19 protein-coding genes and 1 pseudogene are annotated in these 19,066 nt (G+C 68.2%); 10 read left to right on the forward strand and 10 right to left on the reverse strand.

What is annotated here, in order from left to right; genetic code table 11:
* Positions 1 to 14: 14 nt before the first annotated feature.
* Together ACQPYM_RS31420 and ACQPYM_RS31425 are read right to left on the reverse strand one after the other, a co-directional pair.
* Positions 15 to 1,367: a M16 family metallopeptidase gene (locus ACQPYM_RS31420; RefSeq protein WP_433007733.1), complete on the reverse strand. Its 1,353-nt coding sequence runs from the start codon at positions 1,365 to 1,367 to the stop codon at positions 15 to 17.
* Positions 1,364 to 2,683 carry a M16 family metallopeptidase gene (locus ACQPYM_RS31425; RefSeq protein WP_433007735.1) on the reverse strand — a complete coding sequence of 440 codons (1,320 nt, stop codon included), beginning with the start codon at positions 2,681 to 2,683 and terminating at the stop codon, positions 1,364 to 1,366. The genes ACQPYM_RS31420 and ACQPYM_RS31425 overlap by 4 nt, the downstream gene beginning before the upstream one ends.
* A gap of 30 nt (positions 2,684 to 2,713) precedes the next feature.
* On the opposite strand from ACQPYM_RS31425, the gene ACQPYM_RS31430 reads away from it, so the two are divergent.
* A complete protein-coding gene (locus ACQPYM_RS31430; protein WP_433007737.1) occupies positions 2,714 to 3,340 on the forward strand; it encodes an SGNH/GDSL hydrolase family protein in 627 nt (208 codons plus the stop codon).
* Between the two features lie 122 nt (positions 3,341 to 3,462).
* Here the strand turns inward: ACQPYM_RS31430 and ACQPYM_RS31435 are convergent, their stop codons facing one another.
* The 4 genes from ACQPYM_RS31435 to ACQPYM_RS31450 form a co-directional block, all read right to left on the reverse strand.
* Positions 3,463 to 4,290 carry a carbohydrate ABC transporter permease gene (locus ACQPYM_RS31435; protein WP_433007739.1) on the reverse strand — a complete coding sequence of 276 codons (828 nt, stop codon included), beginning with the start codon at positions 4,288 to 4,290 and terminating at the stop codon, positions 3,463 to 3,465.
* Positions 4,287 to 5,222 (reverse strand): carbohydrate ABC transporter permease, encoded by a 936-nt coding sequence (locus ACQPYM_RS31440; protein ID WP_433007741.1) that lies wholly within the window; start codon positions 5,220 to 5,222, stop codon positions 4,287 to 4,289. Before ACQPYM_RS31440 ends, ACQPYM_RS31435 begins: the two co-directional genes overlap by 4 nt.
* A 21-nt stretch (positions 5,223 to 5,243) precedes the next feature.
* Entirely contained in the window at positions 5,244 to 6,641 is a 1,398-nt protein-coding gene (locus ACQPYM_RS31445; protein WP_433007743.1) for an extracellular solute-binding protein, read from the reverse strand.
* A 180-nt stretch (positions 6,642 to 6,821) separates the two neighbouring features.
* Positions 6,822 to 7,838: a hypothetical protein gene (locus ACQPYM_RS31450; RefSeq protein ID WP_433007745.1), complete on the reverse strand. Its 1,017-nt coding sequence runs from the start codon at positions 7,836 to 7,838 to the stop codon at positions 6,822 to 6,824.
* A 109-nt stretch (positions 7,839 to 7,947) separates the two neighbouring features.
* On the opposite strand from ACQPYM_RS31450, the gene ACQPYM_RS31455 reads away from it, so the two are divergent.
* The 5 genes from ACQPYM_RS31455 (at position 7,948) to ACQPYM_RS31475 (ending at position 13,995) form a co-directional block, all read left to right on the forward strand.
* The gene (locus ACQPYM_RS31455; protein WP_433007747.1) at positions 7,948 to 8,562 is read left to right on the forward strand and encodes a TetR/AcrR family transcriptional regulator; all 615 of its coding nucleotides are present in this window, start codon (positions 7,948 to 7,950) and stop codon (positions 8,560 to 8,562) included.
* A 121-nt stretch (positions 8,563 to 8,683) separates the two neighbouring features.
* The gene (locus ACQPYM_RS31460) at positions 8,684 to 9,661 is read left to right on the forward strand and encodes a Gfo/Idh/MocA family protein (protein ID WP_433007749.1); all 978 of its coding nucleotides are present in this window, start codon (positions 8,684 to 8,686) and stop codon (positions 9,659 to 9,661) included.
* Positions 9,658 to 10,554 carry a phosphotransferase family protein gene (locus tag ACQPYM_RS31465; RefSeq protein ID WP_433007751.1) on the forward strand — a complete coding sequence of 299 codons (897 nt, stop codon included), beginning with the start codon at positions 9,658 to 9,660 and terminating at the stop codon, positions 10,552 to 10,554. Before ACQPYM_RS31460 ends, ACQPYM_RS31465 begins: the two co-directional genes overlap by 4 nt.
* A 115-nt stretch (positions 10,555 to 10,669) precedes the next feature.
* Complete coding sequence (locus ACQPYM_RS31470; protein ID WP_433007753.1) at positions 10,670 to 11,494, forward strand: ABC transporter ATP-binding protein; 825 nt, start codon at positions 10,670 to 10,672, stop codon at positions 11,492 to 11,494.
* Positions 11,491 to 13,995, forward strand: coding sequence for an ABC transporter permease (locus ACQPYM_RS31475; RefSeq protein ID WP_433007755.1), 2,505 nt, complete (start codon positions 11,491 to 11,493; stop codon positions 13,993 to 13,995). Before ACQPYM_RS31470 ends, ACQPYM_RS31475 begins: the two co-directional genes overlap by 4 nt.
* Before the next feature lie 29 nt (positions 13,996 to 14,024).
* Here ACQPYM_RS31475 and ACQPYM_RS31480 read toward each other — a convergent pair whose 3' ends face one another.
* From ACQPYM_RS31480 to ACQPYM_RS31490, 3 genes and pseudogenes are all read right to left on the reverse strand, one after another.
* Positions 14,025 to 14,234: an NAD(P)H-dependent oxidoreductase gene (locus ACQPYM_RS31480; protein WP_433007757.1), complete on the reverse strand. Its 210-nt coding sequence runs from the start codon at positions 14,232 to 14,234 to the stop codon at positions 14,025 to 14,027.
* Positions 14,235 to 14,301: 67 nt separating this feature from the next.
* A pseudogene (locus ACQPYM_RS31485) lies at positions 14,302 to 14,559 on the reverse strand (NADPH-dependent FMN reductase); the annotation flags it as partial.
* Between the two features lie 59 nt (positions 14,560 to 14,618).
* Positions 14,619 to 15,299: a DedA family protein gene (locus ACQPYM_RS31490; RefSeq protein WP_433007759.1), complete on the reverse strand. Its 681-nt coding sequence runs from the start codon at positions 15,297 to 15,299 to the stop codon at positions 14,619 to 14,621.
* 132 nt (positions 15,300 to 15,431) lie between these two features.
* Between ACQPYM_RS31490 and ACQPYM_RS31495 the strand changes: the two genes are divergently transcribed.
* The 4 genes from ACQPYM_RS31495 to ACQPYM_RS31510 all read left to right on the forward strand — a co-directional run bounded on the left by ACQPYM_RS31495 (position 15,432) and on the right by ACQPYM_RS31510 (position 17,998).
* Positions 15,432 to 16,601 carry a sensor histidine kinase gene (locus tag ACQPYM_RS31495; RefSeq protein WP_433007761.1) on the forward strand — a complete coding sequence of 390 codons (1,170 nt, stop codon included), beginning with the start codon at positions 15,432 to 15,434 and terminating at the stop codon, positions 16,599 to 16,601.
* Positions 16,592 to 17,269: a LuxR C-terminal-related transcriptional regulator gene (locus tag ACQPYM_RS31500; RefSeq protein ID WP_433007763.1), complete on the forward strand. Its 678-nt coding sequence runs from the start codon at positions 16,592 to 16,594 to the stop codon at positions 17,267 to 17,269. Before ACQPYM_RS31495 ends, ACQPYM_RS31500 begins: the two co-directional genes overlap by 10 nt.
* 102 nt (positions 17,270 to 17,371) lie before the next feature.
* Positions 17,372 to 17,635: a hypothetical protein gene (locus ACQPYM_RS31505; RefSeq protein WP_433007765.1), complete on the forward strand. Its 264-nt coding sequence runs from the start codon at positions 17,372 to 17,374 to the stop codon at positions 17,633 to 17,635.
* A 54-nt stretch (positions 17,636 to 17,689) separates the two neighbouring features.
* Positions 17,690 to 17,998 (forward strand): ArsR/SmtB family transcription factor, encoded by a 309-nt coding sequence (locus ACQPYM_RS31510; RefSeq protein WP_433007767.1) that lies wholly within the window; start codon positions 17,690 to 17,692, stop codon positions 17,996 to 17,998.
* A 62-nt stretch (positions 17,999 to 18,060) separates the two neighbouring features.
* On the opposite strand, the gene ACQPYM_RS31515 is transcribed toward ACQPYM_RS31510, so the two are convergent.
* A complete protein-coding gene (locus ACQPYM_RS31515; RefSeq protein ID WP_433007769.1) occupies positions 18,061 to 19,062 on the reverse strand; it encodes a LacI family DNA-binding transcriptional regulator in 1,002 nt (333 codons plus the stop codon).
* Positions 19,063 to 19,066: the final 4 nt, after the last annotated feature.

The raw sequence follows: 19,066 nt of genomic DNA on the forward strand, positions 1-19,066 counted from the left end.
AGGATGTCAGAAACTCAGCTCAGCTCGGTGATATCGTCGATGCCCAGCCCGGCGAGCTGGGAGCGAACCTCCTTCGCCTCCCCTACGACGATCACCAGCAGCCCGTTGGTTCCGACGTACCGGCGGTAGGCCTCGGTGGCCGACTCGGCAGTGGTCGCGGCGATCTGGGCAAGGTAGGTGTCAGCGAAGTCGAGCGGTACGCCGACGGCGATGTTGCTGCCGACCTGCTGCGCGATGGAGTCGGCCTGCTCGTAGCGCAGCGGCGCGGTACGGATCAGGCTGTCCTGCGCCTCCTGGACCTCGCGGTCGGTCAGGCCGTCCCGGGCTTCGCGCAGGATCCGGAGCGCGTCACCGATCGCGGCGCCGGTGACCTCGGTCCGGACAGCGCCGCCCAACGTGAACGTGCCACCCTTGCGCGGAGCGTTGAAGCTCGAGCGGGTGCCGTAGGTGTGGCCCTTCTCCTCGCGCAGCACGGTGTCGACGCGCGAGGTGATGGTGCCGCCGACCACGTGGTTGGCGACGGCGGCCGCGCCCCAGATGTCCTCCCGGCGATCGGGGCCAGGGCAACCGATCAGCAACTGGCTCTGCACCGAACCGGGCCGGTCGACGAGCACCAGCCGGTCACCCGTGCGGTAGAGCGGCTCAGGCGTGTCGATGGCGGTCCCGGCGTCCGAGGTCCAGTCCCCGAAGGCGTCGTCGATGATCGCGGCCACGTCGACCCCGGTGGCATCGCCGGCGAACAGGATCTGGGCCCGCGCGGGACCGATGTTGGCGCGGTAGAACTCGGCCACCTGGACGTTGGTCAGCGGCCGGATCGTGTCCGGCGTACCGGCGGTCGGGCGGGAGCGCCGGGTCGATGCGTCGAACAGGTGGGCGGCGAACGCCTCGCGGGCGCGGTAGCCCGCGTTTGCCCGCTCCTGGTTGATCTCACCGAGCCGGATCGTCACGTGCCGCCCGACATCGGCCTGGTTGAAGGCCGGCCGGGTGACCGCCTCGGCCAGCAGCTTGACGGCCGGCGCCAGCTGCGAGGTCGGCACCGAGATCTCCACGTGCAACGCGTCCGAACTGACATCCACCCCGTACGCCGCGCCGTGCCGCTCCAGCGCGGCCGCGAACTCGTTCGCCGACTTGAGCTCGGTGCCCTCGTCGAGGGTGCGCGACATGATCGTCGCGATCCCTTCCAGCTCCCGCGGCTCGATGGCCAGTGGCATGGCGACCGTGACGCGCACTGTGGCGACGTACTGGCCGGGGCGGTCGAACACGTGCACCGGCGTACCGGAGCGGGTCGTAGTACTGGTTGCGAGCGGGAACCGCCACGGGCGCGGCGGGGCCACCGGTGGCGGGGTGGTCAAGGCCTGGCTGCTCATTCCTGCTCCCCTGCTGCATCGCCGGCCGGCTGGTCCCCGGTCGCGGCTTCGGTCTGGCGTCGGTAGGTCACCTGGGCGCGGCCGCCGGCGCGGATCCACTTGCTGGCGGCGGCCTGCACCTGCTCGGCGGTGACGGCGCGCAGGTCGTCGATCCTGGTGTTGATCCGGTTCGGGTCACCGAACAGCAGCGCGTGGTGCGAGATCTCGTCGGCCCGGCCGCCGCAGGTGGCGAGCTGCTCGAGCCAGTCCCGCTCGGCCTGCGCCTGCACAGTCGCCAGCTCGTCGGCGGTGATACCGCCCTCGGCGAGCGTCTCGACCTCTTCGAGCAGCGCGTCCTCGACCTGCTGCAGGTCGACTCCGTCGGAGGCAATGCCGGTCAGCGTGCCGAACGAGACGCCACCGATCAGCGGCAGCGCGCCGCCGGACACCGACTGCGCGATCTGCTCGTCGCGGACCAGCCGGCGGTTGAGCCGGCCGCTCTGGCCACCGGCGAGGACGTCGAGGGCGAGCGCCGCGGCGTCCAGCTCCGGCGTGCCGTCGACGGGTAGCCGGAACATCATGGTGATCAGGTCGGACGGGACATCCTCGACGACGTCGTCCCGGAAGACGCCCTCCAGCGGGCCGACCGTGCCGTCCGGCGCGGGTGGCGGCGTGGGGATCGCCTGCAGGTGACCGAAGTACCGCTTGACCGCGTCGAACGCGTCCTCCTCGGCGACGTCGCCGACGATGGTCAGGACGGCGTTGTTCGGGCCGTAGTACTTGCGGAAGAACGCGTGCACGTCCTCGACCGCGGCCGCGTCCAGGTCGGCCATCGAACCGATCGTCATGTGCGCGTACGGATGGCCCTCGGGGAAGAGCAGCCGGACCAGCCGCTCGTACGAGTCGCCGTACGGCCGGTTGTCGTAGCTCTGCCGCTTCTCCTCCTTCACCACGTCGCGCTGGTTGTCCAGGTTCTCCTGGTTGACCGCGTCGAGCAGGAAGCCCATCCGGTCCGCCTCGAGCCACAGCGCGAGGTCGAGCCCGCCGCTGGGCAGCGACTCGAAGTAGTTGGTCCGGTCGAAGAAGGTGCTCGCGTTCAGGCTCGCGCCGACACTCTCCAGCAGCGAGAAGTGCTGCCCTGACTCCACGTTGCGCGAGCCCTGGAACATCAGGTGCTCGAAGAGGTGGGCGAACCCGGTCAGCCCCGGCGGCTCGTGCCGCGACCCCACGTCGTACCAGAGGTTCACCGACACGATCGGCACGTTCCGGTCGGAACTGACGACGACTCGCAGACCGTTGTCCAGGGTCTGCTCAGCAAGCGGATAGTTCAGCGGCATACGGACCACCCTACGTGCCATGCTGAAGCGATGCGGATCCTGTTCGTCGGCAACAGCTTCACTGCGCGGAACAACCTGCCGGGGCTGATCACGGGCCTCGCCGCCGCCCGCGGCATCACCGTCGAGCACCGGCTGATCTCGGCCGGCGGGGCCTCACTGCGCCAGCACCTGAACGCCGGCCAGGCCCTCGACGAAATTGCCTCGGGCAACTACGACACCGTCGTACTGCAGGAACAGAGCACGCTGCCGGGGAAGAACCCGGCCCGGATGCACGACAACATCCGCGACTTCCACACCGCGATCAGCGAGGCGGGCGCCGAGACCGCGCTGTACCTGACCTGGTCCCGCAAGGGCGCTCCCCAGGATCCGCTGACGACCGCCTACGCGTCCATCGCCGCGGAGCTCGGCGCCACGCTCGTCCCCGCGGGACTGATCTGGCAGCACTTCCAGGCGACGCACCCCGAGCTACCGCTGCACGCGCCCGACAACTCCCATCCCGCCCTGGCCGGCAGCTACCTGACGGCCTGCGTCTTCCTGATCACCCTCCTCCACGAGGACCCGACCGCGGTGGACCTTCCGGTCAAAGGCCTCGACGACGAAACAGCCGCGCTCCTGCGGCACTCCGCCTGGTCCATCTGCGAAGCGCTGACAAGTTAGGCCCCTGACCTCCGGCCGCCATCGCTCGCGGCATTGCTCATGGTCACCGTCCGTACGCCCTCCGCGCCGGTCGTGGCAGCTTCACGCCGCGCCCTACCGCAGCGGCCCCTACCTCAACGGCGCTACCCCTTGATGGCGCCCCCCAGAGCGAAGGCCCCACCGAGCTTCCTGCTCAGCAACAGGTAGAGCAGCAGAACGGGGAAGGTGTAGATGAGCGAGTACGCCGCCAGCTGGCCGTAGTTCGGTTCGCCGTACTGGCCGAAGAAGGTGAAGATGCTCACCGAGGCCGGCAGCCGCTCCGGGGACAGCAGCAGCATGAACGGGACGAAGAAGTTGCCCCACATCCCGATGAAGGTGAAGATCAGCACCACCGCGATCCCGGGCCACATCAGCGGCAGCACGATCCGGTAGAGCGCCTGCATGCTGCCCGCGCCGTCCACCCAGGCCGCTTCCTCCAGCGAGATCGGTACGCCGTCCATGAACGTCTTGGTCAGCCAGATCGCGAACGGCAGCGACGAGGTCGCCATGAACATGATCGTGCCGCCGAGCGTGTCGACCAGGTTCAGCTGGACGAACAAGCCGTAGACCGGCACCATCACCGCGGTGATCGGCAGACCGGTGCAGAACAGCACGGTGAGCAGGAACGGCCGGTTGAACTTGGTCTTGAACCTGGACAGCGGATAGGCCGCCAGCACCGAGCAGATCATCGTCAGCAGCGCGGCTCCACCACACAGCACGATCCCGTTCAGCACCGGCCGGTACGTCGTATCGGTGTTCAGTACCGCTGTGAAGTTGTCGAACGTCGGGCTGGTCGGCAACTCGACCCGCAACCCCGCCGTCCGGTTGACCGACGCGAACAGCACCCACAGCAACGGCAGCACGAACAGAATGCCGATCCCGAGCAGGACAAGGTTCGCGGTCAGCTTGCTGATCCGGTCGCGGGCAATCATGCTGCCTCCGAGTTGAGTCCGCGTAGGTAGATCAGCGAGAAGACCGCACCGATCGCCAGCATCACCAGGGCGATCGCGGTGCCGTAGCCGATCTGGGAGAAGCTGAACGCCTGCTCGTACATGTACAGCGGCAGCGTCTGGCTCTTGGTGCCGGGACCACCGCGGGTCATCGCGTAGATCAGGCCGAACACGCTCAGCGTCTGCAGCGTGATCAGCATCAGGTTCGTCATGATCGCGCGGCTGATCATCGGCAGCGTGACGAAGATCAGCTTGCGCGCACCGTGCGCGCCGTCCATCTCGGCCGACTCCTCGATCTCCTTCGGTACCTCGCTCAGCGCGGCCGAGTAGACCAGCATCGAGAACGCCGTACCGCGCCAGATGTTCGCGATCGACACCGCGATGATCGGTGCCGCGTACAACCAGTCCTGGCCGGGCAGGCCGACCTTGTGCAGGATCACGTTCAGCGTGCCGTCGTCGTTGAAGAACGCGCTGAGCAGGTAGGCCGCCACCACCTCGGGCAGCACCCACGCGCCGATCACGGCGGTCCCGACGAAGTTGCGGACCAGCTTGGTGGAGCGGCGCATCAGCAGCGCCAGGCCGAGCCCGAGGGTGTTCTGGCCGATGATCGCGGAGATCAGCGTGAACACCAGGGTCAGCCAGATCGAGTTGGTGAAGGCGCTGCTGCCGAAGGCTTTACGGAAGTTGTCCAGCCCGACGAACTGCACGTTCGCCGCCCCGGTACCGGTCAGCGCCATGTTCGTGAACGCGGCGTAGATGCAGTACAGGATCGGGCCGGCCAGGAAAATCACCATCAGCGTGATCGCCGGGGCCAGCGGCAACATCTTCACGACCTTGGCGCCGCGGGGTGCCCCGTTCCGGCCGGGCTTGGAGCCGGTCGGAACGGGGACGGCGGGAGCGGTTGTCGTCGTCACAGGGGAGAACCCTTTCGAACGCTACTGACCGGTGGTCGTCTTGTCCTTGCCGACGATGCTCTCGACCGCCTGGTCGTAGTTCTTGGCGGCTTCCTCCGGCGACGACTGACCGGTCATCACCGCCTCCATCGCGGTGATGATCTCGTTCGAGACCTTCGGGTACTCCGGCAGCGCCGGGCGGTAGACGGTGACCGAGACCAGGTCGGTGAAGAACTGGGTGCTCTTGGCCGACGACTTGTAGCCCGGGTCGGCGGCGACGTCCTTGCGGACCGCGATCTGCGCGCCGTCGGTGGCGTACTTGGTCGCGTTCTTCGGCGTCTGCAGGGTCTTGATGAAGTTCCAGGCGGCGTCGGGCGACTTCGACTTGGCCGGGATCGCCCAGGTCCAGCCGCCGGACAGGCTGACCTTGCCCTTGCCGTCACCCTTCTGGGTCGGCATCGCGGTCTGGCCGAGCACCTCGGTCCACTGCGGCCACGGCTTGGCGCCGGTCTTCTGCCAGTTGTTGTAGAGCCAGGAGCCGTCGAGCGCGATCGCCAGCTTGCCGTTCGGGAGCAGGTCGCTGCCGACCTTGTTGCCCCAGTTCGGGTCCAGCGCCTGCTTCGGCTGCGGCGCCACCTTCTCGTCCAGGAAGATGGTCTTGATGAAGCCGAGCGAGTCCTTGAAGCCCTGGCTGCCGACCACCCACTTGCTCTGGTCGAAGTTGTACAGCGGGTCCTTGGTGCCGTAGAGCAGCATCTCGAAGCCCTGCATCGCGGAGGCCTCACCCATCGGCTTACCGGAGTACACGTTCAGCGGGATGACGCCGGGGACCTTCTGCTTGATCGTCTTGGCCGTGTTGAGCACGTCGTCCCAGGTCTTCGGCTGCCAGTCGGCCGGCAGTCCGGCCTTGGCGAAGATCTGCTTGTTGTACCAGAGGGCCCGGGTGTCCGTGCCGTCCGGAATGCCGTACGTCTTGCCGTCCTGGCCCTTCGCGGCGCCCTTGGCGCTGTCCTCGAACTGGTTCCAGTCCGGCCAGTCCTTGATGTAGTCGTCGAGCGGCCTCAGGTACCCCGCGGTGATGTCGGAGTTGATCAGGAAGGTGTCCTCGTAGACGATGTCCGGCGCCGTGTTCGGCGACCGCATCATCAGCTGCAGCTTGGTGTAGTAGTCGTTCTCACTGGCCACGATCGGCACGATCTCGACCTTCGAGCCGGGGTTGGCGGCCTCGTACTCGGCCTTGGCGCCGGTGAGGAAGTTCTTCATCACCGTGCCGGGGCCCCACTGCTGGTAGGCGATCTTGATGTTCGCCGGACCGGAGCTCTGGCTGCCGCCCGCCTCCGGGGTCTTGGTCGTCGACCCCTGGCTGCAGGCCGAGACCCCCAGCAGCAGCGCTCCGACGGCGAGGACACCCGCTGTCTTGAAACCGTTCTTCATGGCCATCACGTCCACCTTCGGGCAATCGTTGTCATCCCGGTACCACCGCTCAAACCCACTGGGCTTTCCGCGACCGTAGGAGGCTGAGACCGATGAAGTCAATGGTTGAGAGACAACGTTGTCGGTGGCGCGAGGCCGTTACGCGGTGACCGGTTCGTAACGATCCGGTCACCGCGCCGTCAACTGTCAGACGGTGACCGGTGACGCTTCGTGACGGCCGTGGACGACGCTCTTGGCGCGACTGCGCAGCGCGCCCAGCCCGCAGAGCACCAGACCCAGCGCGATCCAGCAACTGAGCACGACGAACGGCTTGCCCGCGCCGGCGCCGTCGAAGAAGCTCACGGAGCGCAGCGCAGTACCGGCTGCTCCCGGCGGCAGTAGTTGACCGAGGGCACCCCAGCCGCCGGGCAGCATCTCCGGCGCGCTGGTCAGTCCGGACAGCGGGTTGCCGAGCAACATCATCACCGCTGCACCCGCGCCGAGTCCGGGTGTGCCGAGCAGCCACTCGAGACCCAGCAGGGTCAGCGAGATCGCCGCGATCGCCAGTGCGATCACACCGGCGTTGGCGAAGTAGTTGCCCTCGAACGAGCCGAGCCAGAACTGCAGCACCGCGGTCAGCGCCAGGGCACCGGTAACCGCATAGGTGAGCGCCCCGGCCATCCTTCGGCCGCCGCCCTGCACCAACTGGGTCAGCAGTGCGGCGCCGAGGATGCCGCCGAGGACGAGCGGCAGCGCACCGGCAGCAAGGCCGGCTCCGCGCGGATCGTCAGCCGGCAACGGCACCACATCGGTCACCTTCGCCTGTACGCCGGGATTCTGGGCCGCGACCCGCGACGACAGCTGGATCAGGATCTGCGCGACGGCGGGACCGCCGGCCGAGGCGGTGAGCACCTCGGGCGCCTGCGGGTCGAGCACGATCGCGCCGTACACGCCCCGGTCCTCGATCGCCTTGACCGCGGCTGCCCGGTCCTGGACCGCGGTGATCTCGAACCCGCCGGGCATCGCCTGCTCGAGGCTGCCCTGCACTTGCGCGACAGCCTGCGCGGGACCGGCGACAGCCAACGGAAGGTCCCGCGGCTCCGACCGGGCGGCCGGCCAGGCGAACGCGATCAGCAGGACGGTCAGTACTGCGGTCAGCAGGGTGACGACGACCGCGACCGGGGGACGGCGGCGCTCCTCGGCGGCGGGTTGGTCCGTGGACATCTCTGGTCAGCTCCTCGGGATGAAAAACGAATGACCGTTCTCTATTGATCCGAGCGTGGCGGGCCGAGCTCCAGTTGTCAAGAACGGACATTCGTTTTATGTTCAACGGGTGCCCAAGGTTTCGGACGAACACCGCGCCAGCCGCCGCAACGAGATCATCGTGGCGGCGCGCCGGTGCGTCATCGAGCAGGGCTTCCACAAGACGACGATGGCCGACGTCATTCGCACCTCGGGCCTGTCGGCGGGTGCGGTCTACGGGTACTTCAAGAGCAAGGACGAGATCGTCGCGGCGATCGCCGACGACGCGCTGAGCACGATCGACGAGCTCTTCGACCGGATCCTGGCGACCGACGAGCCGCTCAGCCCGGCGACAGCGGTCCGGATCGCCCTGGACTACATCCTCAGCCTCGCCGAGCAACCCGGCGGCGACCTGACCAGGGTGGCGATCCAGGCCTGGGCCGAGGCGCTGCACAACGAGACGATCATGGCGACCGCGTCCTCGAAGTACCGGCTCGTGCGCGGGAAGTTCGTCGCGGTGGCCGAGCGGGCCCAGAAGGACGGCACGGTCGACCCGGACACGGACCCGGAGTACATCGCCCAGGTCATCTTCGGCCTGCTGCCCGGATTCCTCCTGCAGCGGCTGATCCTCGGAGACGTCACCCCGGACAGCTACTCCGCCGGCCTGGCAGCCCTGCTCCGGCCACCCGCCCCACAATCCCGCTGAGCCTCTTCGCGACCGGAATCGGCAACCGCTTGAGACTGGGGACTTAACCGGTTAGCTTGTCTGTCGGAGGGTTATTTCAACCTTTGAAGTAAGAGCCCACACACTCACGGGGGGATGACCGATGCCGCTCGAGATCGGCTTGATCGGCGCTACCGCGCTCGCTGAACGCACGCTGCTCCAGCAGGGCGTCGGCATCACAGCGGTCGCGGCGAGCGACCCGGTCCGCGCCAAGGAGTACGCGAACCGGCACGGCATCCCGGTCGTGCACGACAGCTATGCGGCACTGCTGGCCGACCCGGCGATCGACGCGGTCTACATCTCCGAGCACAACGCGGCCCACCATCGCTGGGCGGTCCGGGCGGCTGTCGCCGGCAAGCACGTGATCGTCGAGAAGCCGCTGTGCCTCACGGCCGACGAGGTCGACGAACTGGCCTTCGCCGCCGCGGACGTGAAGGTCTTCGAAGCGGTCCCGACCGCGGACCACCCATGGCAGCGGACCGTTCATGAGTTCATCGACGAGGAGCCGTACGGTTCGTTGCTCTCGGCCACCACCCGGATGACGTTCGCGGAACGTCCCGCCCCCGCGGTGCTGACAAGCGCCGCGGTGCCCCTGGGCGGCGGAGTCTTCTTCGACGCCGCGAGCTACTGGCTCCAAGCGATCCAGGCGACGATCGGGCTCGATCCCGTGATCGCCGAAGGACGGTCGGACTTCGACGGGCCCCACGGTGTGGACTGCTCATTCGAAGCTTCGTTGCGTTGGGCAACCGATGTCAGCGCGACGCTGATCGCCGACGTCGGCGATCAAGATTTTTCCGAACACGTCTTCACCTTCGAGCGGGCGACCGTCACCTTGCGCGACTTCTTCCGCCCGCTGGCCGGCCCGGCCGGCCTCGCCCTGATCGTCACCCCGGCCGACGGCGACTGCCGCGAGATCGAGTTCCCGCCGGTCGCGTACTACGAACATCAGCTCGCCCGGATCCTCGACAGCACCACGGACGACCTGGCCGCCGCCGTACCGCGGATCACCCTGATGGACGAGATCTACGCGGACGCCGTGCGTCGCCACGCCGCGGAACGCCCCGGCGTAGCGACCCGATGAGCAACAAGCGCTACCTCGATCGCGCCGCCCTGCACGAACTCCTGCAAGAAGCCGGTATCGAGCTCAGCCCTCAAACCGAGGTCACCGAGCTGACCGAGGGCACCTTCAACACGGTCTACCGCATCGGTACCGAGCTGATCCTCAAGCTGTCCCCGGATCCCACCGCGCCGGTGATGGCCTACGAACAAGACCTGATTCACACCGAAGCGATGTTCTACCAGGCGGCCCGCGGCAAGGCGCCAGTCCCCGAAGTCGTGCACACCGGCGCCGACTACCTGCTGATGACAGCCCTTCCCGGTACGACGATGCGCGGTGTCACCGGCCCCGAGCGAGCCGGCCTCCGGCGGGAGTTGGGCGCCATCGTGGCGACGCTGCATGAGGTGACCGGGCCCGGGTTCGGCTATCCACAGAAGGGTTTGGTCAGCACGTGGAGCGCGGCATTCCTGTCGATGATCGACGACGTGCTCGGGGACGCCGACAGGTTCGCGGTGGAGCTGCCCCGGCCGGCCGAGCAGCTCCGCCAACTCGTCCTCGACCGCGTTGAGCTGCTGGACGAGGTACGGACTCCCCGGTTGATCCACTTCGACCTGTGGGACGGCAACATCCTCGTCGAGGACGGACGCATCGCCGGCCTGATCGACGGCGAGCGGGCGATGTGGGGTGACCCGGTCGCCGAGTTCGTCTCGCTGACTTTGTTCAAGTCGTCGGTGGATCCCGAGTTCCTGGCCGGGTACGGAAGCATCGAACTCGGCGAGACCATCGCGCTGTACCGCAGCTACCTGCACCTGATCATGCTGATCGAAGGCGCTCCCCGCGGTTACGACGGCCCGGACCACCAGGCAACGGTCCATCGCGTACTCCAGCTGTTGAACGAAGACCTGAACCGGCTGTGATCGAGAAACAGGGGGTCTAGCACTACCCCTTGAGGCTCCCCAGCTCCCTGGGGACGGCGGCTGCCGCTCCGTAGCGTCTTTCTCGTCAGTCGGGAAAGAACTTCAAGGGGCAGCCATGAGGCGCAAGCAACAAGAACTCGTCCGGTCGAACGACTCGGTCGTCCTCCAGGACGTACGCCGGATCTACGGCCGGGGCGGCAACGCCGTCACCGCGCTGGACGGTGTCAGCATCAGCTTCGCGCGCGGCACGTTCACCGCCGTGATGGGACCGTCCGGCTCCGGCAAGAGCACCTTCCTGCACTGCGCGGCAGGACTCGACCGGCCGACCTCCGGCACGGTCGCGATCGACGACGTACCGCTGGCCGGCCTGAACGAGCGGCAACTCACCGAGCTCCGCCGCGAGCGGATCGGCTTCGTCTTCCAGTCGTTCAACCTGCTGCCCGCGCTCACGGTCTGGCAGAACGTGACGTTGCCGCAGGAGCTCGACGGCCGCCGTACCAACAAGGCCGCCGTCCGCGAGGTACTGGACCGGGTCGGCCTCAGCGGCAAGCACAAGAGCCGCCCGGGCGAACTGTCCGGTGGCCAGCAGCAGCGCGTCGCGATCGCCCGCGCCTTGGTAGCCCGGCCCGCGGTCATCTTCGCCGATGAGCCGACGGGCGCCCTGGACACCCAGACCGCCGCCGATGTCCTCGACCTGCTGCGCGAGCCGGTCCGTACCCAGGGCCAGACCGTGGTGATGGTGACGCACGACCCCGTCGCTGCGTCGTACGCCGACCAGGTCGTCTTCCTCGCCGACGGTGTCCTGGCCGGCAGCATGCTGTCGCCGACCGCCGAGCAGGTCGCCGACCGGCTCACCCACCTCGGTGCCCGCGCCGCCCGTGCTGCCCAGGCGGCCCGCGCCGCTCAGGGGAGCCTCGCAACCGAGGCGGTCGCACGATGATGCGCCTCGCCGTCCGCACCTTGCGCTACCGCAAGAGCGGCTTCATCGCGACCTTCGTCGCCGTCATCTTCGGCACTGCGATCGTGCTCGCCTGCGGCGGTCTGATGGAGACCGGCATCCGCTCCAACGTAGCTCCCGAGCGCCTCGCCGCCGCTCCGATCGTCGTCACCGGCGAGCTCACGCACCTGCGGCCGGGCAAGGAAGACGCCACTCAGCTCACCGAGCAGGTCGGCATCGACGAGTCGGTGGCAGCCAAGATCCGTTCCCTGGAAGGAGTCACGGACGTCGTCGGCGACCTGACCTTCCCGACCCCCCTCGCCCTCGGGACCGGCTTCACCCAGGGCGAGGGCCACAACTGGGCTTCCGCAGTACTGGCTCCGTTCAACCTCACTTCCGGTACTGCGCCTCGCGGCGGCGAGGTCGTGCTCGACGCGACGACCGCGCAGCAGGTCAAGGCGAAGGTCGGCGGCAAGGTGAACCTGCTGGTCGGTGGCCAGCAGACCGCCTTCACCGTCAGCGGCATCGCCTCTGGTCCGGCTGGGCACACGTTCTTCTCCAATCAGGAAGCGAGCCGGTTCGCCAACCGGCCGGGGCAGTTCGCCTCGCTCGGCGTACTGGTTGCCCCTGGCACCAATCTCGAGGCGCTGCGGAAGAAGATCGAGGCGACGGCCGACGTGTCGGCGCTGTCCGGTCTGGATCGCGGCGTGGTCGAGCACCCGGACGCCAGCGCCAAGAAGGTCGTGCTCATCTCGGTGGCCGGTTCGTTCGGTGGCATCGCGACGATGACGATGATGTTCGTGGTCGCGTCGACGCTGGCGCTGGCCGCTCAGCAGCGGCAACGGGAGTTCGCGTTGCTGCGCAGCATCGGGACGACACCTGGTCAGGTCCGGCGGATGATCCTCGGCGAGGCGATGCTGGTCTCGCTGCCCGCGGTCGTGGTCGGCGTGATCCCCGGTGCGTTGCTCGGCCGGTTCCTCTTCGACCGGCTGTCGTCGAACGGGGTGGCGTCTCCGGACGTCACCTTCTACCAGGGCTTGATCCCGTTCGCGGCCGGCGCCGGGGCCGCAGTACTGGCTGCGGTCGGTGCCGCGTTGATGGCAGGCCGCCGCTCGGCCAAGATCCGGCCGGTCGAGGCACTGGTCGAGGCTTCGCTGCAGCGCAAGTGGTTCAGCTGGGTGCGGATGGTGACCGGGCTCCTCTTCCTCGGCGGCGGTTTCGCGCTGATGATCGTCACGGGCACCGTGATGACCGGGCCGCTGGCCGGAGCGACCGCGGGACCCGCCGTACTCTGCTTGGCGATCGGTCTCGCCACCCTCGGCCCGCTGGCCACCAAGGTTGTGCTCGCCATCCTCCGCTGGCCCCTGTACGCCGTCAGCCGCGTGAACGGCCGGCTCGCGATCATCAACGTGACGGCGCGATCCGTGGCGATGTCCGCCGCGGTGATGCCGGTCATGCTCGCCGTCGGCATCGCGACCGCCAACATCTACATGCAGACGACGCAGGTCGACGCCGCTTCAAAGGCCTTCACCAAAGACCTGCGAGCCGACGCCGTACTCGTCTCCACCGCGGCAGGTCTGTCTCCCTCGCTGCTCCCCCAGGTGCAGGCACTGCCGGGCGTAGCCAACGCCTCGGCCTACGTGACGAGCAACGGCGTCATCGATGAGCCGCGGAACGCTCCCTTCGACGAAGAAGGCGCATTGCTGCAGGGAATCTCGGCTCAGGGCCCGGACGGCGCGGCGCCGGTCAAGCTGACCACGGGCTCACTCGAAGGCCTGACGGGCAACACGGTCGCGCTGCCTGATCGCGTCGCGGAGAAGATCCAGCGCGGGGTCGGTACGTCGATCAAGATGACGCTCGGCGACGGAGCTTCGGTAGATCTCCGGGTGATCGCGACCTTCGCCGCCGAGCGCGGCTACGAGAGCATCGTGCTCCCCGCCGAACTGGTTGCCGCCCACACCACGAACCAGTTGGTGCCGCAGATCCTGGTGCGTGCCGAGCCGGGCGCGGCGATCGGGCCGGCGCTCAGCAAGCTGGCGGCGGCGACTCCCGGCGTACAGGTTGCCGATCGGGAGGCGTTGATCGCCGGCAACGGTGAAGACCTGAAGACGCAGGCGTGGATCAACTACCTGCTGGTGGGCATGCTGATCGCCTACACCGCGGTCTCGATCGTCAACACCCTGGCCTCGAGCACGGTCCGCCGCCGCCGCGAGTTCGGCCTGCAACGCCTAACAGGCTCAACCCGCGGCCAGGTACTACGAATGCTCACCACCGAAGGCATCTTGGTGGCCCTGGCCGGCATAGTCCTAGGCACCCTGGTAGCCCTGGGCACCCTGCTCCCCTTCGCCTCGGCAGTCTCCACCTCAGCCCTCCCCTCAGGCCCGATCTGGATCTACCTGGTCATCATCACCATCGCCTTCGCCCTCACCATGCTCTCCACCCTCATCCCCGCCACCAAAACCCTAACCATCCGCCCCGCCGAAGCCGCCGCCCGAGCCGACTAGTCACCCCGCCCCCGCCACCATTTCGGCGGTCAACCACCGAAGTGATGGGTTGCCACCCCGGACTCAGGGGTGGCAACCCACAAGCCCGGGGGTTGACCGCCGAAATGGTGAACGCCGGGCGGACGAAGATGGATGTCGGCCAGCAACCGATGGCTCGGCGCGGCCGACACCGTCACCGGCACCACCACCGCCCCTGCCAGCGCCTGATGCGGCAGCACATCCAGAAAGCTCTTCAGCAACCCCGTGTAGCTCCCCTTGTAAAACCGGCGTGGCCACGACGATCACCGACGCCGACGAGACGAGCTCGACAGCACTCTCCAGCGCCTCCCGAGACTCGTCCGCCGCCTGCTCCCCCTGGCAGATGGCCGGCGCGAACGTGACCAGATCCACCAACTCGTCGATCCGGTACGGCGTACCGAGCTCGGAGGCGAGCAACTCCGCGACGGCCGCGGCAGCCGCCGCTGTCCGGGAACCCGCTTTGGGATTGCCGACCACGGTGACGACGGACTGCGGCCAGATCGGCGGGTCGGGCACGATCCGCGACTCGAAGGCGAGTGAGGGCATCGGGACGCATCTCCAGAGGTTCGGCAGTGGGATCTCGAGCCTAACCAAAGTCGAGCGAGCTACTCGACATTCTCAGCTGGTGAACGCTTCGCTCTCAGCTTGACAACCACGAACCAGACGACCGCCGCCACCGCGGCGGCCAGCACCACATACTGAAGGACGCCGACCCACGACTCCACCACGTGCCATTGCTCCCCCAGCGCGTAGCCGGCGAGGATCAGCGCCGAGTTCCAGACCAGGCTGCCGAGCGCCGTCAGCGCGAGGAAGAGTGGGATCTTCATCCGCTCCACTCCGGCCGGCACCGAGATCAGGCTGCGCACCACAGGCACGCACCGGCCGATCAGCACCGCCTTGGCACCGTGCCGGGCGAACCACTCCTCCGCCTTGTCGACATCGGCCACCTTCACCAGTGGCAGGCGGGCGGCCAGCGCCCGAGTCCTGTCCCGGCCGAGCACGGCACCCACGCCGTACAGGGCGAGCGCGCCGACCACCGAGCCGAGGGTGGTGAAGAGGATGGCGCTGAACAGGCCGAGGTCGCCACGGTTGGCCGCGAAGCCCGCCAGCGGCAGGATCACCTCACTCGGCAGTGGCGGAAAGAGGTTTTCCAGGGCGACCGCCAAGCCGGCGCCCGGGGCACCCATCTTCTCCATCAACTCGATGGCCCAGCCCGCCACGCCATCGGTCGGTTGGGCCGTCGCCTGCGCTATCGCGCTCATCATCACCTGGTTCGTCGGGGTCATGGCGTCGACGCTAGGTCCGCGAACACCTCTCGCACCCTGCGGTCGACCGTCGTGTTTCCTCGGCTTTTCCACAGTACAGAACTGTGGAAAACCACAGTCCGCTCGTCTTCGGTGCCCACTAATCTTGCCCCCATGCGGAATCGCGTCGTAGTGCGAGCGGGCACCACCCTGGCCGGGGTGGTGCTCGGCGCGCTGCTGGGCGCGGTCGAGCTGGCCTTCCTGGTCGCGTCCAGCATCGCCCTGATTCCGATCGTCGCGGCGCCGCGCTCCCGCCCCCGCGTGGTCAGCTTCGGACATCGTTGCGCCCGGCAACTGACCCGGCTCGAGCAGCGGCGACTCGCCCGCTTCCACGACATCCGCGACCTCGGCCCGTACTCCGATCGCGCAGCGTTCCAATACATCGCCAGACGCTGGCCGATCGGGATGCTCGGCGGATTCGTCCTACTGCTTCTCCTGCTCGGCCTGGTGGTGGCCGGTTCGATGGTGTCGGCGTGGCTTGTCGGTGGCGACTGGGCCTTCATCGAGAACGGCGGCGGGGTCAGCCTGCTCTCGCTCGCCGCCGTGTCCCTGCCCGGATTGATCCTGCTCTACCTCAACGTGATGGGCATCATCGGCGTACCGGTCCTGGACGCCCGGCTGGCCCGCCGCTACCTGGCGCCCTCGACCGAGGAGTTGCTAGCCCGCCGCGTGTCCGAGCTGACCCTGAGCCGGGCCGAGGTGGTCGAGGTGGTGAACGACGAGCGCCGGCGAATCGAGCGCGATCTGCACGACGGCGTCCAGCAGCGACTGGTCGCCCTCGGGTTGCTGCTCAGTCGCGCTCGCCGGACCAAGGACCCGGTGCGGGCGGCCGAGCTCGTCCGGCAGGCCCACGAAGCATCCGAGCAAGCACTCGACGATCTGCGCGAGGTCGCCTGGCGGGTGTACCCGACCGTGCTCGACCAACTCGGCCTCCGCGACGTCATCGCCGTCCTCGCCGATCGCTCGAGCATCCCCGTCAGCCTGTACTACGACCTGCCGGCGCGGCCACCTGTCGCCGTCGAGACGGTCGCCTACTTCGTCGTCTCCGAGGCGGTCACCAACGCCGCGAAACACTCCGGGGCGGACAAACTCGAGATCAGCCTCACCCAGAGCGCCGGGCAGGTGGTCGTGCGAGTCACCGACAACGGCCGCGGCGGCGCCGACCCCGGGGGCCGCGGTCTCAGCGGACTGGCCGGCCGGGTCGCCGCCGGAGACGGACTCTTCACCGTCGACAGTCCCGCCGGTGGCCCGACGACCGTGAAGGCGGAACTGCCATGCGGGTGATGCTCGCCGAAGACCACGTCCTGCTCCGCGAAGGCATGGCCCACCTGCTCCGGGAGGAAGGCCACGAGATCCTCGCCTCAGTAGGCGACGCCGACTCCCTCCTGACCGCAATCAAAACCGCCTCCGCCGAACCGGCCGACACCATCGCCAGTGGTCTGCCGGATGTCGTGGTGGTGGATGTGCGGATGCCGCCGACCCATACCGACGAGGGCATCCAGGCGGCGCTGGCGATCCGGGAGCAGTGGTCGTCGATCGGCGTCCTCGTGCTCTCGCAATATGTGGAGAAGTCCTATGCGACCGAGTTGATCATCTCCGGGCAGGACGGCGTCGGCTATCTGCTGAAGGACCGGGTGATGCGCGTCGACGAGTTCCTGCAGGCCCTCGACCGGGTCGGTACCGGCGGAGTCGCCTTCGACCCCGACATGGTGCGGCAGCTCCTCGCCCGCACCACGCACACCGACCCACTCAGCCGCCTGACACCCCGCGAACACGACGTCCTGGAGAAGATGGCCGAAGGCCAGATCAACTCAGCCATCGCCGAAGCTCTCTTTATCTCCCAGAGCGCAGTCGAGAAACACATCAACTCGATCTTCGACAAATTCAACCTCAACCACGTCACCGGCTACAGCCGCCGAGTCCTGGCCATCCTCCAATACCTCGGCACCTAACCGCCCCCACCGGACAGGCGGGACGGCTTTCGGCCGGTCAGCAAGAGCAGGTGGTCGGCGACCGGGCCTCGGATTTCCTTCCCCTCGCCGACAGACCAATCGATGTCGGAGGCAACCAGTCGCAAACCGGTCAGGCGCCTGCGGGCTTTGAACGTAGCGGGCGACGTCCGCCGGGTGCCGGATCCGACGGATGCCCGGGCGCGGCTGGTCCAGATCGCCGAGCGCGGCGCGCAGACCATCCCGATCGCGGCGGCCGTGGTCGCCGAGGTCGAGGCCGAGTGGACCGCACACCTCGGCACCACCCGGGCCGCGCAACTCCGCGAGGCACTCGTGTCCCTTCGGGAAATCACCGACCCCTACACATAAGGCGGGGCGCGCAGCAGCCGCCAGCGAGCGGTGACCACGGCGTATATTCCTGGTATGGCAACTACGTTCGAGGTGTTGGCGGAGCCGCGGCGCCGGCAGATTCTCGATCTGCTCCGGGACGGCGAGCGGCCCGTCGGCGAACTGGTGGACGAACTCGATCTGAGTCAGCCGGCCGTCTCCAAGCATCTGAAGGTACTGCGCGACGCCGGCCTGGTCGAAGTCCGCCAGGACGCCCAGCGTCGGTGGTACCGCCTCCGCCCGGCCCCCTTGGTCGAGATCGACTCCTGGCTCGAGCCGTACCGCTACCTCTGGCGCGACCGCCTCGACGCCCTCGAAGCCCACCTCGACCACATGGACAGCTGACCCCAAGGCCGCCACTCATCAGGCCCAACCCGCCAGGCCCAACCCGCACAGGCCCGACCCGCTCAGGCGCTGCCGCGAAGCTCCAGCCGGGTGTCCAGGATGACCTGAGACTCCATCGACTCGCCGGCCAGCTGGCCGAGCAGCAGCCGGGTCATCTCCCGGCCCATCTCCTCGGTCGGCTGGAACACCGAGGTCAGCGGCGGATCGGAGTGCCGGCCACCCGGTGATCCGTCGAAGCCGACCACGGCCACATCCTCGGGAATCCGCCTCCCGGCCGCCTTCAGCACCCGCATCGCCCCGAACGCCATCGGGTCGGAAGCCGCGAAGACAGCATCCAGGTCCGGCTCCCGAGCCAGCAGCGCCGTCATCGCCTTGGCGCCACTCTCCTCGCTGAAGTCGCCGTACTCGACCAGGTCACCGCCGACCACCTCGCGGAACCCCTCCAACCGCGCCACCCCGGCAGCCATGTCCTGCGGACCGGCAACACAAGCGATCCGGCGGCGCCCCAGCTCCAGCAGGTACCGCGCCGCCTGGCGCCCGCCAGTCGCGTTGTCGGCGTCCACGAACGGCATCACGCCAACCTCCGGGCTCGCGGCCAGCGGCTGACCACACAGCACCAGCGGCAGTCCCCTGGCCCGAACCTGGGCCGGCAGCGGGTCGTCGGCGTGCTGGGAAAGCATCAACACGCCGTCGACATGCTCGCGGGTCAGGAAGCGACCCGTCCGCTCGCGCTCACTCGAGCTCGAGACCATCGACAGCCACAACTGCAACTGGGTTTGGGCCATGGCCGAGCTGATGCCGCGCACGATCCCGGCGAAGTACGGCTCGCTGAACAGCCGGTCGCCCGGCTCCGAGATCACCAGCGCCACACAGTCGGTACGCCGGGTCACCAGGTTGCGGGCCGCCCGGTTCGGTACGTAGCCCAGCTCGTCGATCGCCTTGAGCACGGCGGCCCGCGCGGCGGGGCTGACCTGGGACGATCCGTTGACCACGCGTGACGCGGTACCCCGCCCCACCCCCGCCCTGGCCGCGACGGTTTCGATGGTGGGACGGGAATCGTTCATGTCG

This window comes from Kribbella sp. CA-294648, from assembly GCF_050943845.1.
GTDB lineage: Bacteria > Actinomycetota > Actinomycetes > Propionibacteriales > Kribbellaceae > Kribbella.

Bases quoted from the DNA above. Each gene is read 5' to 3' on its own strand.
- ACQPYM_RS31470 (WP_433007753.1), top strand. From the start codon at position 10,670: ATGAGGCGCAAGCAACAAGAACTCGTCCGGTCGAACGACTCGGTCGTC.
- ACQPYM_RS31515 (WP_433007769.1), bottom strand. From the start codon at position 19,062: ATGAACGATTCCCGTCCCACCATCGAAACCGTCGCGGCCAGGGCGGGG.
- ACQPYM_RS31430 (WP_433007737.1), top strand. From the start codon at position 2,714: ATGCGGATCCTGTTCGTCGGCAACAGCTTCACTGCGCGGAACAACCTG.
- ACQPYM_RS31435 (WP_433007739.1), bottom strand. From the start codon at position 4,290: ATGATTGCCCGCGACCGGATCAGCAAGCTGACCGCGAACCTTGTCCTG.
- ACQPYM_RS31495 (WP_433007761.1), top strand. From the start codon at position 15,432: ATGCGGAATCGCGTCGTAGTGCGAGCGGGCACCACCCTGGCCGGGGTG.
- ACQPYM_RS31500 (WP_433007763.1), top strand. From the start codon at position 16,592: ATGCGGGTGATGCTCGCCGAAGACCACGTCCTGCTCCGCGAAGGCATG.
- ACQPYM_RS31425 (WP_433007735.1), bottom strand. From the start codon at position 2,683: ATGCCGCTGAACTATCCGCTTGCTGAGCAGACCCTGGACAACGGTCTG.
- ACQPYM_RS31475 (WP_433007755.1), top strand. From the start codon at position 11,491: ATGATGCGCCTCGCCGTCCGCACCTTGCGCTACCGCAAGAGCGGCTTC.
- ACQPYM_RS31465 (WP_433007751.1), top strand. From the start codon at position 9,658: ATGAGCAACAAGCGCTACCTCGATCGCGCCGCCCTGCACGAACTCCTG.
- ACQPYM_RS31445 (WP_433007743.1), bottom strand. From the start codon at position 6,641: ATGGCCATGAAGAACGGTTTCAAGACAGCGGGTGTCCTCGCCGTCGGA.
- ACQPYM_RS31450 (WP_433007745.1), bottom strand. From the start codon at position 7,838: ATGTCCACGGACCAACCCGCCGCCGAGGAGCGCCGCCGTCCCCCGGTC.
- ACQPYM_RS31505 (WP_433007765.1), top strand. From the start codon at position 17,372: ATGTCGGAGGCAACCAGTCGCAAACCGGTCAGGCGCCTGCGGGCTTTG.
- ACQPYM_RS31490 (WP_433007759.1), bottom strand. From the start codon at position 15,299: ATGACCCCGACGAACCAGGTGATGATGAGCGCGATAGCGCAGGCGACG.
- ACQPYM_RS31460 (WP_433007749.1), top strand. From the start codon at position 8,684: ATGCCGCTCGAGATCGGCTTGATCGGCGCTACCGCGCTCGCTGAACGC.
- ACQPYM_RS31420 (WP_433007733.1), bottom strand. From the start codon at position 1,367: ATGAGCAGCCAGGCCTTGACCACCCCGCCACCGGTGGCCCCGCCGCGC.
- ACQPYM_RS31510 (WP_433007767.1), top strand. From the start codon at position 17,690: ATGGCAACTACGTTCGAGGTGTTGGCGGAGCCGCGGCGCCGGCAGATT.